Origin of the sequence: Buttiauxella sp. JUb87, assembly GCF_004361975.1 — a bacterium.
Lineage (GTDB): Bacteria > Pseudomonadota > Gammaproteobacteria > Enterobacterales > Enterobacteriaceae > Buttiauxella > Buttiauxella ferragutiae.
Map to the genome: position 1 here is coordinate 112,621 of NZ_SNVY01000007.1, position 15,668 is coordinate 128,288.

Genomic DNA, 15,668 nt, shown 5'->3' on the forward strand with positions numbered 1-15,668 from the left:
CACATCAGGCCAGCTTTGACCAGTTGATGTCGTCAAACACCTCGGTCATACGCAACCCATACTGACCATCAACGATAACCACCTCGGCAGCACCGATCAAAATGCCGTTGACCTTTACATCCAAAGGCTGGTGGCTCAGTTTGTTCATCTGGACCACAGCACCTTCGGCCAGAGTCATTAACTCTTCTAGCGGAATTTCTGTGCTGGCAACTTCCAGAGACAAGTTGACGGGCAGACGGTGGAAGAAGGATAAGGGACGTTTTTCAACAACTGTCGCTTTCGGTTCGCTCTCGTCGAGAATTTCTTCCTCGTTGGCAAATAGATCGTCAAACCCCTCGACATCCAGGCCAGACATATCCAGGTCCATATTCTTTTCTTTGGCCATTTAAAACCTCCAAATGGTATTCAAGATGTCTGTTGAGAAACATCGTGCAGTTGAAATGCCAGGTGTCCATTACGGTCATAAATCCGACCTACACCCATAGAAAAGCCTCCGCAACCCAAAGTCACCCGCTCTTGCAGCACAATGGGAAGGAGCTCGCCTTGCAGCAGTTGTTCCAGCTCGAGTATCGTCAGTTTGCGGCTGAACAATGTCGTCTTAAGCTGGACAGGAATTTTTCTTAACGACTCTTCGAGCTGGTGCCTGGTGATGGGTGGTGCAACCGGTGTCTGGTCACTTCCCTTATCCAGTAGTTCAGCAAACTCTGTATGCCAGTGGAGAGTGAGTGGCCAGGTGTGCTCGTGGAAAACCAGTTGCATCGTCATACATAGCCCCTTTCTTTCCGGAGAGTCTGAAGGCTGTTGCTGCCAGCTCAATTCCTGCAAATAAGGGTTTTCCGCAATGACGCCTTGAGTCAGGGTATTTCCCAACAAATTCAAAAAACGTAGCTCTGTTTCACTCGGAGGCTGATCGTTGTTTGTATCCGCCGGGTTAGCGGGTTTGAGTCCCAGGGCTGATTCCGTCAGGAATGCGGAAGTGGCCCGGTGCATGCCAAATCGGAACATTTTGCTGGCGCGGCCACCGAGTGGAGCCAAAGCAGCGCACCAAATCCATTGTTTCTGTTCCACGGGCGACAATTCGCGAAACTCCAGCTCCAGCGGCTCGACGCGAATGCAGCCCACTGACCGCAGAAATTGCCCCAGCATAATTGAGATGCGTTCCATCGCGCTGTCGACATAAACTTGCAACAAGCGGATCTCTTGTTCTTGCCCCAATTCCATTGTGGGATAAAGCTTGCCTTGCTCAGGAGCAATAACGCGGCTTTTATATGATTTTTTCTGGTTAACCATGAAATTTAAATGACTCAATAACAATGAGAGTTCAATATAGAAATGCAGGAATATAGCGGGTAAGACGTTTCTGTTTTATCCGGCAGACTGTTTGTTTTTTTTAAATTATCTTTAACGCTTAATATTCTGAATATAAAAATGCTATATAGCCGAACAGCAATAAATAATAAAACACCTAAAAATCACACATTACATTGAATGTAATTGACTGGATTTAAGTTGCCGTGACTATAATGTACAAATGCTATACAGGGGCTGTACAGCACAGCAAAATTATCGGGCCAGAAAAGGCGACCAGGGAAGGTTCAGAGTAAAACGAGCGCCACCCATTGGGGAATTATCAACGCTTATCTGGCCGTTGTAGCTGTGGGCTATCTCGGTCACCACGGCGAGGCCAATCCCCTGGCCGGGTGAGCTGTCGGCTCGTCTTCCGCGCTGGAAGATCTGCTGTGACTCTTCTGGTGGGACACCGGGACCATCGTCCTCGATAACAATATGCAACCGGTCATGGTTATGGCTCATCGTCACAGTAATCTCACTAATGGCAAATTTGAAGGCGTTGTCCAGCAAGTTGCCCATCAACTCCATTAGATCATCTTGCTCACCGGCAAAGAACACATCGTCATCGAATTTGAAACGAGTCTGTAGTTTCTTGTGGCGGTAAATTCGGGTGAGGCTCGCCAGCAGCTTTTCTATCAGTGGCACAGGTTCCGTTCCCTTGCTGGCGAGGCACTTGCGTCCGGCGACAGCACGGCGCAGTTGATACTGGATTATCTGATCCATGGTGATGATTTGTTCGTCGATTTCGTGGTGGACCTGGAATTCCTGAGCGGTTATCTGGATTAGGGCCAATCGAGTTTTCAGACTATGGGCCAGATCGTTCAAAGCGTGCTGGTAGCGCTGAGTCTGTTGCCGCTCGTTCTCCAGCAACTGGTTAACCGACAGCGTCAGCGGCTGTAATTCCCGTTCGAACTCACTGGACAGCGCATCCCGTTTTCCTTCCCGGATATCGTTGATTTGGCGTGCGATGGTGCGTAGCGAACTGAGACTCCAGAAAGTGGTGAGCAACAGCAGCAGGCCCAGTATTATATAGGACAACAGAGCCTGACGAATGCACCAGTAGAGGTAGGTGAGAGCCTCTGCCTTGTAGAACGAGGTGGAGTCGACCATGACCACATAATAAGTGGTGGGGATTGCGTTATGGTTGCGCATGAAACGCAGTCTGGAGATGAAGTAGCTCTCGCCGCTTTTAGTGGTATGACGTTTAAAAAAGTAGTCTTGATCCACGTCCTTGAGATACTTATTCAAATCCTGGCAGAGAGTGCCGCTGGACTTGATCAACTCTGGAATACTCAGGCTCGACCAGCTTAACTGGCCGTCAGCGCGACAGATTAAGGTGTCCAGATTCAGAGATATAGATTCTGGCGAGATGTTGTTGAAGTCTGTGTTGTCATGGGAGTTCGGTAGTTCGTAGGAGAGCATCCTGGCGAGGTTCTCCTGCATACGAGTGCTGGCTTTCAGGGACTGCTCTTCCACGTGAGCTTGATAGAGGATGTAGACCGAGAAGGACATGATGATCGCAATGGTAAGCATCGTGCTTAGCATCAACTTGATATGCAGGGACCGGAGGTTCAGCCTCATAGCGTTCTTGGCGGTGAGTTAGGGTGCCTGGCTGCTGTGCTTAGTTGCATGGGAGATTAAAGATATAACCCTGACGACGGATAGTGGAGATCGGTTGGATGGTTCCCTCTGGATCCAGCTTTTTGCGTACCCGGCTCACCATCACCTCTACGATGTTTGGATCCCCTTCACCATCTCCGTACAGTTGGTCAAGCAACAGTTGCTTGGAAACCACCTGGCGGGCGTTGCGCATCATATACTCCAGAATCTGATACTCGAAGCTTGTCAGTATCGTCAGTTGACCGGCGATGCTCAGTTCCTTGCGGGAGAGATCCAACTCATAATCACCAGCCTTGACCTTAGGAGAGATGAAACCGGCACTGCGCCGAACCAGGGCGTTGAGCCGCGCCAATAGTTCTTCTTTTTGGAAAGGTTTGACCAGATAGTCGTCAGCCCCGGCTTGCAGGCCTTCCACTTTGTCTTGCCAGGTGCCACGGGCAGTCAACACAATGATGGGGAATGAAATCTTGAGCGCTCTCACTTCTCTGATGAGTTGCAAGCCGTCCATTCCAGGCAAACCGAGATCAACGATGCCCACATCGATTGGGTAGTCTGCCGCATAATGCAATGCAACCTGAGCACTGCCAGTGCTGTGGACCTGGTTGCTGGTTTCGGTCAACAAGGTGGTGAGGTGATGATTAAGCAACTTGTCGTCTTCGACCAGGAGAATTTTCATATGACACAAAACATAAGGAATATTGTTAACAATTTAAAAGGTTAAAATGGGAGGTGTCAATCCAGAATTTGAGTTAAGTCTGGAGCAAGCAATACCACTTAAAAAGCATGGATATACTATTGTCTGTGGGCTTTTTGGCTGAATTGACTGCCGCTAGTTAATCGTTCCACTCAACTTCGCTACAGTTGTGATGTTGTAAAGAATATGTTCCTGTCTGTGACCAGTATCGCTTATTTAGCAAGCTATTGGTTGGCTACTGTTGTAGCGCCGGAAATAAAAGAGCTGGCCGGACATCAGGTTGCTGGTTGGTAAAAATTTTCCTCGGTGTTAAGCAGTTTTCGTATCAACAACTGTTGATTGGCCAGCAGCCGGCCATTGTGGTCATTGAGCTTTTTGCAGCGAATGACACTGGCTTCCAGTTGCTGCCATTGGGCCATCATTTTGTCTGATATAGCGGTTGGCAGTTTGCAGGCCAGCCGTTTCAGATCGTCACTATTGGCCTGCAATCCAAAAGAGTGCAGCAGTTGAACACGCTGATTGGCCCTCATACGCAAGGTATGTAACAGTTGAACCTGTTGTTCATTGTTGTGCTTGATTGCCGGGTTATTGCGCCGAATAAGATTGCTGTTTTGTTCCTTGAGCAACAGTTCCATCTGTTGATAGGAAACAACATCCTGATGAATATCGACAATCAGCTGGCGGACTCGAGCGTTCGCATTACTCAAAACGGTTTATCTCCCTTGGTAAAAGTCCATCATGGCTCCCGCCAGGTCGTCACTGTCTATGGCCATTTTGCCATCACGGATCATTTCCATGACGTTGGCCACTTTAGAATGGTCAATATCGGGAAATTGGTTAACTTCACTGGCAAGTGCTTGGGTCAGCGCTGCGGACACGGGGACATTAATCGGTACTTCGGCCGGAAACTCTGAAGGCGGCAGCGTATACGGTTCTTTATTAGCGTCCTTCGAATTAGTTTTTTGATCGATAGGGGCTTCTGCCGGCGCATTGACCTGCAGGGGTTTGTTGTTTTCACTCGCTGCGATCTCAGAGGCGACAGTCTGAGTTTGCTTAGCGTAAGTACTTTGTAGCGAACTCTCGGCAAGGCTACCTAGTGACGTAATATTCATAATTAAACCACTCGAACAAACTGACAAAATGACATACTGCCTGGCACCGCGATGCCAAATCAGCACTTTCTAAGATTAGATAAGCGACCGTTGTAAGGTCAGACTTTAACTATCATTGCATTTTTTTAATAAAAATCTTCAAAGTGCTGCTTTTCATCGCACTACACCTGATCTGAAAGAAGATGAAGTAATTCATATTCCAACCAATCGGCAAGACCGAGCCAATCTTCCCGTTCCTGACAGGCGAGTATCGCCGACATTATTTGCGGTAACTGCTGTTGTGTCGCTGGTGGGAGAGCAGGCAGTAGAGGAAGCAGCGACTTCATCAGGGGCGGAAGTTCCAATGCCGCATCCAGAGCCAATCCCAGACGGAATTGTCCTGCAAGCGTAATGAGCCGGGTCGAAATAGTCATGAGGTGAACTCCGGATGATAGCGGCAACCCGAAATGGCAGCACCTTCGCGACTACCATTCCAGAAACTGACCTCGGGATGAGTAGCGATATAACGCTCAAGCTGAATACGGTAGCCTGTGAAACTCACGTTGGTGCTGATGCGTTGATCGTGTCCATTGAGCACCCAATGCTTCGCTTGCTCAAGCGTGGTATTCAGTGCGCCAACGTCCCAACCGGTATGGGTTTTCCCTCCCGGGAAAGCAAAGTCCGCACCCAGCAAGGTAATCTCACCGCAACCCATTCGTACGGCCAGATCAATGGCTGGATGGATAACGCTTCCTCCTGAATTAAGCAGTGCTTTTGGTAGCACCTTGCGCAGCGGTTGGTAGAGCGGGCTGCTGGAATACGCCGCGAGGCGCTTTCCACGCCAGGCCATCAGTGTTCGGGTGGGGACCAGGGGGAAATAGATTAGCCCACAGTCTGAGGGCGGAAGTTTTTCTTCATCAATAAGATGGTCGATAGAGACAACCCAATCAGGCCGGATATTGTGAGCAAACAGCGCCCGGCATGCGGTATCGACGGCAATCAGCAGCGGGCGATCCGCATGGTGTTGCAGCACCTGTAAGCGGGGGATATGTGACTCCAGGGTTGGGCCGGCCCCAATGACTAACGCCTGGCAACCTACCGCGCTATTGAAGAGCGAAGCGACATCACCATCCCGTTTCAGCAACCGTTTATTGTCGGCGATCCGTTGTCGTAGCATGGGGAAATGCTGTTGGTAACGACGGTTGGTATGCGGAAGCGTTATTTCCCTGGTGAGGCGATCCCGTATCCGGTTTGCCTTGTCTTCAGCCAGATGTAACTCGGCGGGTAAGGCAAAGAAGGGCAGACGGATCTCCTCTTCGCTGTCGGCCAGCGCCAGACATACCCTGGAGTCTTGCAGCCAGTCCTGTTGCTCCATGACAGAAAGGGAGAGCAGAAACAGGGCGCGGTTCATGATGAAAACATGAAGGCATTCCAGAGTGGAACGCAGAAGTAGTACGCGCGGCAAGTCACCCAGTCCAACACCGTAGACATTGAGCTGTGCCACTTCTGGTAGGCAATTGGCCTGAACCTGTGCCTCAGCCAGCCGGTTGTGGCGGCTGGTCAGTTGAACCCCATCGATCAACAGAGTGCCGCAATGCCCTTCCATCACATTCGCCGCTGACAGTGGGGATATCTGGTTGAGGGATTCTGCCAAAGCAGGCCAGCGGTGGGCAATGATAGCGAGGTGTTGGGTCAGGTGCGCTTCAGACATCGTTTATTGCTCTTAATGAAACTGCGTTCACTGATTCGCTCCAGACACAGGTAAGGCGACTCGGGGTGAATACAGCGCAGGCGGCACTCGTTAATGTGCCGTTGGCTCGAGAATCATTAAGTATGCAATATACATGCCGTTTTATTTGTCAGGGTCTTCAACCACTGACTCAGTCTGAATGAGCAACTGGCCGGGGCCTGTTACCGAGGCGGAAATAATTTTTCCGCTAGTTCCATTTTTGACACTGATGATTTCCCCCCTCTGCCCGTTTTGCAGGGCTGTCCCCTCCATGGAAATAGACATCGTCCCATCGTTCATTGTCAGGCGCACATTATCGCCTTTGCGCACCAGCAGAGCCGCGGCGAGCATCTTATTACGCACAGGTTGACCGGCCCGCAATGGTCTCAGAGGCTGGCGGCCAATAGCCTGTGCGGGATCGATTAGTACATCGTCCTGATGAGCCGTCAGCAGGGTCTGGGTGACCGCGAGATCGCTTGCCTGCAAATAGTGTTCTGGCGAGAGAGCTGTCCTTGTAACAAGCACGGGCATCAATACCGAGATTTGGCTGCGGGTCGTCACCATCCATCCTGGAGAGTCCGGGCAACGCACTCGCAGAGGTTGTCGTCCAATCGGCAATTTACTCTGAGAGTCTTCCGCCTGATAGGGCTGCTGGCAGGGCGGAAGTTTACCGATCGCCTCAGGCACAGTTATTTCAATTTGCCATTGATAATCACGCCAGTTGACGCGTTCAGCGTGTTGTTTGAAGCGCTGTTGCCAGTAGTTGTGGACAAATTGCTTCAGTGCAGCGGGATCGACCCCCGGGGGGGATACTGCCGCCCCAACAGGTGCTGGGGCCTCTGTTGCAGGTGTGCTCGAAGCAAGACTGTTGGCGCAAAACAGCAATAGTGTGGCGGCGAGGCACAGACTCGACAAGCGCGCCGATCTCCCCTCAATTAGATGAGTGGAAATTATTGGCATGGAAATTGCTTTGGCTGTGTGTCGTTTCATCTCTGCTGAACTATAAGGAGGAGGGTAGATGGGAATCAGTTTCGAGAAGGCGCTTGGAATTCACCCGGAAGCGCTCGACTTTCGCGTGGAGCGTAGCAGGGTCTTGGCCAGTAATCTAGCCAATGCCGATACACCGAACTATGCCGCACGAGATCTGGAATTTCGATCCGCTGTTCCCGAAGGAAGTGTTTCCTCTCCTGACGACATCGTCGCTCCTATCCCGGCAATGAGCATGACTCAGGCTGGATTGAACCTGAAATATCGCAACCCCCATCAGGTGACTCGTGACGGTAACACGGTAGAAGCGGGCATCGAACAAGCAAGGGTTGCCGAGAATACGATGGATTTCCAAACCAGCCTGAAATTTCTCAACAGCAAGTTCAACGGGCTTGCCACTGCGATTGACGGTAAGTAATCACTCAACATTAGACAGACAAGACGAGATAGAAACACGCCATGTCCTTCGGAAAAATTTATGACATCGCCGGTACCGCCATCAACGCGAATAGCCTGAGACTCAACACCATCTCGAGTAATCTGGCCAACGCCGATTCGATCAGCGGTAGCGAAGCAGAAGCCTATCGTGCTCTGAAGCCCGTATTTAGCACTATTTACAATGATCCGACCCTGAGCGCCACCGATCGTGCTGCTTCAGCTGGGGTAGCCGTTCAGGGAATTGTCCAGACGGATCAGCCTGTGCAGAAGCGTCACGAGCCGGATAACCCACTGGCAGACGCTGAAGGCTATGTCTACTACTCCAACGTCAATGTGGTGGAAGAGATGGCCGACATGCTGTCAGCTTCTCGTAACTACGAGGCCAACGTCGAGATCCTGAATCAGGCTAAGAGCATGCAGCAGAGCCTGTTGCGTATGGGAGACCGGGTCTGATGAAAACGGCGGCTCTTAACCCTGTGAACACCTATCCGGGTAATCGCCTGCCGGGATCACAGAACATGCTGTCTCAGATTAACGGCATGGTGGCTCCAATGAGCGCCATGGCTACTCAGGCAAAGGCAACACCGTCGGCAGCGGGAACCCCTACTGCCACGACGACAAGCACGTCCACAGAGGAGCCAGAGGAGCCCACCGATGGTTCCGAAACAGGGGAAGCCCCTCCCCAGGTTGCCAACGTCTTTGTCGATCTGATGTTGGCGCAGTTGACCTATCAGGACCCCACCAACCCCGTCGATAGTACCGAATTCGTCACCCAGATGGCGATGTTCGCCCAGGTGACGAGTATGGAATACATGCGCATGACGATGAATGCGCTTTATGCCGTAGCGGAAAACAACCTGGTTGTATCAACCGAGCAGCTGATCGGCAATACGGTCACCGCACCTGATGACTCGGTCACGCTGGGCCCCGAAACCGTTCTGGAAGGGGAACTGCTGCTGGATAAGGACTACGACAACGTCAGCATCCGGATCTATGACGAATTTGACGCTGAAGTGGGCACGGTAACGCTCGGGCCGCAGACGGCCGGCGAGGTTGCTTTTGTATTGGATGGCAAGACGCTTGGCTTGCCTGAAGGTGAGTATCGCATTGAGGCCGAGACTGTCATTGGCGACGAAATAGGCACAACACCAACCTATTTCAGCGGGGTTGTGAACTCCGTGACCCTTAAAGGGCAAGAGGGCTTGATGCTGGATGTTGAAGGGGTTGGCATGGTGCCGTTGTTTGATATTTCGAAAATTAGCGCTCCTCCATCCCAAGGAGGGGACGATACCACAGAGGAAACGAAACTATGAGTTACGCAATTTCGGTAAGTGGCCTGAACGCCGCCAGCCAAAGCCTCAATACCATCAGCATGGATATTGCCAACTCGGCAACGGTTGGATATATGGAGTCCACGACGACCTTCTCGGCCCTCTATGCAGGCGGCCAGGCAGCAGGGGTATCGTCAGGCTATACCACGCAAAACTTTTCTGCGTTAGGTACCACGACCTTCACCGGACGTGACCTGGACATGGCGATCACCGGGGATGGTTTCTTTATCACCCAGGGTGCCGACGGCCAGACCTATTACACTCGTGCTGGCAACTTCCACCAGGATGAAGATGGCTATATCGTCGATAGCAACGGTAACCGCGTACAAGGTTATCCGGTCGATGAAAACGGCAACATCATGAGCGGGCAACTGGACGATCTGCAATTAGATAACGGTTCCATGCCGCCGATGGAGACCAGCGACGTGGATCTGGGAATGAACCTCGATCAGAACGCAGAGATTATTGACCGCACAACCACGACTTTTGATCCATCTGACCCAAACAGCTATCACAGCACTAACTCGACTGTGGTCTATGACTCTATGGGCAACCAGCACACCGTTTCCCAGTACTACACCAAAACGGCGGATGGTTCCTGGGAAGTACAGGTTTATATGGATGGTCAGCCTGCAAACGGTTATTGCACCCCTCCGGGTCCGCAGACTTTGCAGTTTGACACTGACGGCAACTTAGTTTCCGGCGGCAATTTTACCCTGGACATTCCGCTAAATGATCCTCTGCTTCAGGGCGCTGGCGCCATGAGCATTGAGGTTGATCTGACCCAAACCACTCAGTATGCGGTGCCGTTCAGTAACCAACTTAACTCATCCAATGGTTACCCCGCGGGCGATCAGACCGGTGTGACGGTGGATGAGTACGGCAATATCTATGCGACTTACTCCAACGGCGAGACGATGCTGCAAGGGCAAGTTGTGTTAGCGACCTTCCCGAACCCGGAAGCTCTGGCAGTGGCGGACAACACCAGTTGGACCCAGACCTCAACCTCCGGTCAGCCACTCTATGGTACCCCGGGGACTGGCGTCTATGGCGGAATTGAGTCCCAGTCGTTGCAAAACTCGACTACCGACGTGACGGGCGAAATGGTTTACATGATGGAAGTGCAGCGTAACTACCAGGCCAACACCAAAGCTATCGCAGTGCAGAGTCAGCTTGATCAAGTACTGATGCAGGCCATCTGATGGATAAGCTGATTTACACCGCCATGAGCGGCGCTAATCGCAGCATGCTTTCCCAACAGGTACATGCCAACAACCTTGCGAATGTGAATACCACCGGTTTTCGTGCCGACTATGAGCGTGCCCGCAGCTATGCGGTTGGTGGCGATGGCCTGGCTACCCGACATATGGCCGTCCCTCAGGGGACGGGCAGCAAGTTTGCGCCAGGTCCGCTGGAAAATACCGGCAATGAACTGGATATCGGTATCCGTGGAGAAGGCATGCTGGCTGTGCAGGTGAATGGCCAGGAGCGCTACACCCGCGCTGGCGCTATGCATATCGATGAAAACGGCATCTTGATGATGGGCCAGTACCCGGTGCTTGACATGGATGGTCAGCAGATTGAAATCCCCGATCACCGATCGCTCAACATCACCGAACAAGGGCGAGTCAGCGTGGTTCCCGACTCAGGGGGTGAGGTGCTGCTGGAGGTGGCAACACTCAAGAGGGTGAAGCCCGAGCTGACAAACCTGGTCAAAGATGCGGATGGTTTTTTCCAGGCCAGAATCGGCAATGCTCCCTTGCCGGCGGATGATTCCGTACCTGTGGCGAGCGGTTTCCTGGAGGCCAGTAACGTGAATCCGGTTGAAGAGATGGTCGCCATCCTTAACACCAGCCGACAGTTTGAACTCCAGGTAAAGATGATGAAAACCGCGGAAGAGCTTAGCCAGGCTTCCACCCGTTTGATCCGCCCAGCCTGATAATTAATGAAGTGAGAAAGTAATGCAAGGTACCCTTTTTGTTAGTCAGACAGGTCTGACTGCTCAAGACGCCAAGATGACGGTTATCTCCAACAACCTGGCCAACGTTAACACCATTGCCTTTAAAAAAGATCGTGTGGCATTCAACGATCTCTTCTATCAGAAGCAGTTTCAGGCTGGTGCCCAGATGGATGCTCAGAACCAGCGTCCAAGCGGTTTGCAAATCGGCACTGGTGTCCAGGTGGTGGGCACCCAGAAGATGTTTCTGCAGGGCAGTGCCCTCACGACAGGTGCGGAGACCGATGCCTCCATCGTCGGTAAGGGCTTCTTTCAGATAGAAATGCCAGACGGTACCACGGCCTATACCCGTGATGGCCAATTCCATGTTAACAGCGACGGTACACTGGTGAATGCCGCTGGTTTGCCACTGATTCCCCAGATCACTATCCCTGAAAATGCGACGGGCCTCAGCATTGGCACAGACGGGACGGTTTCTGCCGTGGTTGCAGGTTCAGCAGAACCGGAAGAGCTGGGCAACATTACATTGGCCAGTTTCATCAACACCGGGGGGCTGGAACCTATCGGCGGTAACCTCTTCCTGGAAACGCAGGGATCCGGAGCACCTAACGAGGGTGTCCCCGGTGAAGACTATTTCGGCACCATCAAGCAAGGAACGCTGGAAGGGGCTAACGTCAACGTGGCACAAGAGATGGTAGACATGATTGCGACTCAGCGTGCCTACGAGATGAATGCCAAGGTGATGACAGCGGCCGATGAGATGCTGCAGACACTCAACCGGATGCTGTAAGGATTAACATGAACAAAGGGTCTAAATGGTGCGCTCTGGTGGTAATGGGGTTGTTGATACAGGGATGCTCATCGCCTTCCACGGACTCGCAAGGCCAGCCGGAAGAGGAGAGTTTTGCCCCTCCGCAACTGGAATCCCAGCCGGTCACCTATGCGAGCCAGGGTACCCTGTACAACCGTAGTTACGTCATGACCCTGTTCCAGGATCGGCGTGCTTACCGGGTTGGCGACATGCTGACGATCACCCTGGATGAGAAAACATCCTCCAGCAAGAAAGCTGACACCAGTTACGGCAAGAGCAGTGATGCTTCTGCAAATGGGGATTCGACAGGGAGCTCAGGGACGACGAAGCAGGGATCGGGTAGCGTCAGCGCGGATCGCAACTTCGATGGCAGTGCCCAGAGCTCTCAGAATAACTCATTGCAAGGGGCCATCACCGTGGTGGTCGCCAGTGTGCTGCCTAACGGCAACTTACAGGTCAAGGGGGAGAAGTGGCTCAAGCTTAACCAGGGCGATGAGTATATCCGTTTGAGTGGGTTGGTACGCGTTGAAGACATTGACGGTCTAAACCGTGTCTCTTCCCAGCGTCTGGCGGATGCCCGCATCAGTTATACCGGGCGAGGCACGATGGCCAATAGTAACAATCCAGGTTGGTTGACCAAGTTCTTCTACAGTCCCTGGAGTCCAATCTAACCATGAGGCAAAGCATGCGCATTATGTTGATATGTTGGCTGGTTCTGTGGCCTGCATTTGTGCAGTCTAAGGCGACGCCACTGCTTAACCTGGTGGAGATCGGCGGAGAGCGAAAGAACCAATTAGTCGGCTATGGACTGGTTGTTGGTCTGGATGGTTCGGGCGATCGTAACCAAGTGACCTTCACGGCGCAGTCGATGAGCAACATGCTGCGCCAGTTCGGCATTCAGGAGGAGAATCAGGCCAAAACCAAGAACGTCGCGGCAGTCTCCATCCATGCCGAGATCAGTAATGTGACCTCCCCAGGTCAAATCATTGATATCACTGTCTCTTCAGTGGGCGATGCCAAGAGCCTACGAGGAGGAACTCTATTGCTGGCACCTCTGTATGGGGTGGATGGCGAAGTCTACGCTTTCGCCCAGGGTAACCTGGTGGTGGGAGGTGCCTCAGCCGAAGGGAGTGACGGTTCCAGTGTCACCGTGAACGTACCGACGGTGGGCAGGATCCCAGGTGGTGCAGTCGTAGAGAAGGCCGTCCCTTCTCAACCCGCCAATAATGGCTATGTCAACCTGAACCTCAAAACACCTAGCTTCAATTTGTCACGCAATATTGAACAGGCTATCACCGCCCGGTTTGGCGCCGGTGTTGCCTCAGCCTATAGCGCGGGTTCAGTGCGGGTCAGAGCACCATCCGATCCCAGCCAACGGGTGAATTTCATCGCGATGCTCGAAGAGGTAAAGATTCAGGAGGGCCGTGTGCGCCCGCGTATCGTACTGAACAGCCGCACAGGCACCGTGGTGATGAGCGACACTGTCTATGTGAGAAAAGCGGCAGTAACGCACGGCAACCTGACGGTAGCCATAACTGAAAATACCCAGATCAGCCAACCGAATGCTCTGGCGGAAGGGACCACGGAGAAAGTGCGACGCTCCACGGTGAACATGTCTGAAGCAAAGCCGCGGATCACCGTCATGCCTGAAGGAACCTCGCTGGATAAAATCGTCAAGTCATTGAACGAACTGGGCGCTACACCCAGCGATCTGATGTCTATTTTGCAAGCGTTAGATGAAGCGGGTGCGCTGGATGCTGACCTTATCGTCATATAAAGGGGAATGAAATGAAGCCTGTCGATCGGCCAGAGAGAGCCTATTACGATTTGCAATCCCTCAACAATATCAAGCTGGAGAATCCTCAGGAGGCGCTGGAGCAAGCGGCTTCCTTGTTTGAGACGCACTTTCTCAAGACAGTACTCAAGCACATGCGCGATGCCACCGATGCACTGGCGTCCGAAGATTCACCGTTTTCCAGTGATACTCAGCGTTTCTATCGTGAACTGGGCGATGAACAACTCGCTCAGCGGTTGAGTGCCCAGGGCTCATTCGGTCTGGCCCATATGCTGGTCAAGCAATTCGGCCAGACACAACCTCAGGAAAATACATTTAAGCCTGAGGGGAATAAGGTCGCTCTTAATGAGAAGGAGAACACGTCTGGTAGAGCTGAGTTAGAAGAAGGCCTGAAAGCCTATGCCAGCCAGGACAATAACCCTCATCAATCGAGTGTGTAGCGAGAGTAAAATACATGAGTAATATGTCGCAGATAGGGATGTCTGGCTTGCAGGCATCGCAGGCCTGGCTGAACGTGACTGCCAGTAACATCGCCAATGCCAACACGCCGGGTTACAGCCGGCACTCGCTGATGACAACCACCAACGCCGACGGCACGGTGAGTATCGATGGCGTACAACGAATTTCCGACCAATACCTGGTGGCACAGGCATGGGATGCGGGTACTGAAGTGGGCTACACCGGTGCCTATGCAGGTTATATGCTGGCTCTGGAAAACACCTTTGCGACCGATGGTGGCAATCTGGGGATGGGGCTGGACGGTTATTTTGCCGCACTCAGTTCTTGCATGGCTGATCCGGGCAACACCGCCTTGCGCGAGGACGTACTCAACACGGCTCGCGAGCTGTGCAACCAGATGACTAACATTGACGGCAACCTGGAAAACCAGATTGATCAGGTCAACAAGTCGATGCAGGCCATGGTGCAGGAAGTGAACTCCCTGACCAAGCAGATTGCAGATTTGAACATGCAGATCCAGGAGGGGATGACCTCAGGGCAGGATGTCAGTGCCTTACAGGATCAGCGTGATGTGGCAGTACTCCAGCTTTCCGAAATGCTTGATGTCAGCGTGATCGACTGTGGTGACGGCACTATTCAGGTCACTTTGCCACAGGGGCAACCGCTGGTGAGTCAGGGAGAGGCCGCTACCCTCGGTTTCAGTTCAGGTACGCAGCCTTCAGATGGCAAGCTGGAATTACAATTCGGTGATGATGTTTACTATCTTAATCCGGATATCGGTGGCGCACTCGGCGCGACCTACGAATACTATCAGGAAGAGTTGATCCCAGCGCAGGCCTACGTCGACGAGTTTGCACAAGAGTTCGCGGATGCCATGAACAGCTGGCAGGTGGTCGGCTATGATCTCAATGGCAACCCAGGTAAACCGATGTTCACCTACGACCCAGCGGATCCGGCTGGCACCATCGAGGTGGCCGATGGCTTTACCAACGCCGATCTGGCTTTTGCCTCTTCGCCGACTGGTGGCGCGGGTGACAACAGTAATCTGCAAAACATGCTTAACGTGCAGAATCAATCCTTCGTGTTCGACTCACTTGGCGGCGGTTCTTTCAGCTTAAACGACAGCTATAACGCTGTTTATAGCCATGTTGCAAGTGCGGCATCTAGTGCGCGTGAGGCCTACGAGATGGCAATGTCCACCATGGAGCAGGCCTATTACTCCTGGTCATCGGTGAGTGGGGTTAACATGGATGAGGAAGCGATGAGCCTGATGACTTACCAGCAGAACTATGTCGCCAACGCTCAAGTTATTGCGACGAGCGATGAGCTGTTTGCCACCGTCATGAACATGTTCTAACGACTGTCTCTCCGGCCTTTTGGCGGGGGAGAGGGTCTGACAATCTTGT

General features: G+C 52.4%; 19 protein-coding genes. 10 read left to right on the forward strand and 9 right to left on the reverse strand.

The annotated features are described in order from the left end of the window. Positions 1–4: 4 nt before the first annotated feature. From EC843_RS19590 to flgA, 9 genes are all read right to left on the reverse strand, one after another. Entirely contained in the window at positions 5–367 is a 363-nt protein-coding gene (locus tag EC843_RS19590; RefSeq protein ID WP_208111326.1) for a FliM/FliN family flagellar motor switch protein, read from the reverse strand. A 38-nt stretch (positions 368–405) separates the two neighbouring features. Beyond that, positions 406–1,290 (reverse strand): FliM/FliN family flagellar motor switch protein, encoded by an 885-nt coding sequence (locus tag EC843_RS19595; protein WP_133522908.1) that lies wholly within the window; start codon positions 1,288–1,290, stop codon positions 406–408. A gap of 273 nt (positions 1,291–1,563) precedes the next feature. Continuing rightward, on the reverse strand, positions 1,564–2,862 hold the full coding sequence (locus tag EC843_RS19600) for an ATP-binding protein (protein ID WP_208111327.1): 1,299 nt from the start codon (positions 2,860–2,862) through the stop codon (positions 1,564–1,566). A 109-nt stretch (positions 2,863–2,971) separates the two neighbouring features. After that, positions 2,972–3,646: a response regulator gene (locus EC843_RS19605; RefSeq protein ID WP_064544146.1), complete on the reverse strand. Its 675-nt coding sequence runs from the start codon at positions 3,644–3,646 to the stop codon at positions 2,972–2,974. Positions 3,647–3,939: 293 nt separating this feature from the next. Next, a complete protein-coding gene (locus tag EC843_RS19610; protein ID WP_064544147.1) occupies positions 3,940–4,371 on the reverse strand; it encodes a flagellar protein FlgN in 432 nt (143 codons plus the stop codon). Between the two features lie 6 nt (positions 4,372–4,377). Then, positions 4,378–4,776, reverse strand: a complete 399-nt coding sequence (locus EC843_RS19615; RefSeq protein ID WP_064544150.1) for a flagellar biosynthesis anti-sigma factor FlgM — start codon at positions 4,774–4,776, stop codon at positions 4,378–4,380. Positions 4,777–4,937: 161 nt separating this feature from the next. Beyond that, positions 4,938–5,189: a hypothetical protein gene (locus EC843_RS19620; RefSeq protein ID WP_133522909.1), complete on the reverse strand. Its 252-nt coding sequence runs from the start codon at positions 5,187–5,189 to the stop codon at positions 4,938–4,940. Beyond that, entirely contained in the window at positions 5,186–6,466 is a 1,281-nt protein-coding gene (locus EC843_RS19625; protein ID WP_133522910.1) for a 6-hydroxymethylpterin diphosphokinase MptE-like protein, read from the reverse strand. Before EC843_RS19625 ends, EC843_RS19620 begins: the two co-directional genes overlap by 4 nt. Before the next feature lie 141 nt (positions 6,467–6,607). Beyond that, positions 6,608–7,399 carry a flagellar basal body P-ring formation chaperone FlgA gene (gene flgA / locus EC843_RS19630; protein ID WP_166642081.1) on the reverse strand — a complete coding sequence of 264 codons (792 nt, stop codon included), beginning with the start codon at positions 7,397–7,399 and terminating at the stop codon, positions 6,608–6,610. Between the two features lie 103 nt (positions 7,400–7,502). On the opposite strand from flgA, the gene flgB reads away from it, so the two are divergent. From flgB to flgK, 10 genes are read left to right on the forward strand one after another with little or no spacing between them, the layout of a single operon-like run. Further along, entirely contained in the window at positions 7,503–7,889 is a 387-nt protein-coding gene (gene flgB, locus EC843_RS19635) for a flagellar basal body rod protein FlgB (RefSeq protein ID WP_064544156.1), read from the forward strand. Between the two features lie 41 nt (positions 7,890–7,930). After that, positions 7,931–8,362, forward strand: a complete 432-nt coding sequence (gene flgC, locus EC843_RS19640) for a flagellar basal body rod protein FlgC (RefSeq protein WP_133522912.1) — start codon at positions 7,931–7,933, stop codon at positions 8,360–8,362. Continuing rightward, positions 8,362–9,222, forward strand: coding sequence for a flagellar hook capping FlgD N-terminal domain-containing protein (locus tag EC843_RS19645; protein WP_064544161.1), 861 nt, complete (start codon positions 8,362–8,364; stop codon positions 9,220–9,222). The genes flgC and EC843_RS19645 overlap by 1 nt, the downstream gene beginning before the upstream one ends. Then, the gene (gene flgE / locus EC843_RS19650; RefSeq protein WP_064544163.1) at positions 9,219–10,442 is read left to right on the forward strand and encodes a flagellar hook protein FlgE; all 1,224 of its coding nucleotides are present in this window, start codon (positions 9,219–9,221) and stop codon (positions 10,440–10,442) included. Before EC843_RS19645 ends, flgE begins: the two co-directional genes overlap by 4 nt. Next, positions 10,442–11,179: a flagellar basal-body rod protein FlgF gene (gene flgF, locus EC843_RS19655; RefSeq protein WP_064544166.1), complete on the forward strand. Its 738-nt coding sequence runs from the start codon at positions 10,442–10,444 to the stop codon at positions 11,177–11,179. Before flgE ends, flgF begins: the two co-directional genes overlap by 1 nt. A 22-nt stretch (positions 11,180–11,201) precedes the next feature. Further along, complete coding sequence (flgG, locus tag EC843_RS19660) at positions 11,202–11,987, forward strand: flagellar basal-body rod protein FlgG (RefSeq protein WP_064544168.1); 786 nt, start codon at positions 11,202–11,204, stop codon at positions 11,985–11,987. An 8-nt stretch (positions 11,988–11,995) separates the two neighbouring features. Next, the gene (gene flgH, locus EC843_RS19665; protein WP_133522913.1) at positions 11,996–12,679 is read left to right on the forward strand and encodes a flagellar basal body L-ring protein FlgH; all 684 of its coding nucleotides are present in this window, start codon (positions 11,996–11,998) and stop codon (positions 12,677–12,679) included. Between the two features lie 14 nt (positions 12,680–12,693). Then, positions 12,694–13,785 (forward strand): flagellar basal body P-ring protein FlgI, encoded by a 1,092-nt coding sequence (locus EC843_RS19670; RefSeq protein WP_337927075.1) that lies wholly within the window; start codon positions 12,694–12,696, stop codon positions 13,783–13,785. 11 nt (positions 13,786–13,796) lie between these two features. Further along, entirely contained in the window at positions 13,797–14,243 is a 447-nt protein-coding gene (locus EC843_RS19675; protein WP_133522914.1) for a rod-binding protein, read from the forward strand. A 14-nt stretch (positions 14,244–14,257) separates the two neighbouring features. Next, positions 14,258–15,619, forward strand: a complete 1,362-nt coding sequence (gene flgK / locus EC843_RS19680) for a flagellar hook-associated protein FlgK (RefSeq protein ID WP_064544175.1) — start codon at positions 14,258–14,260, stop codon at positions 15,617–15,619. Positions 15,620–15,668: the final 49 nt, after the last annotated feature.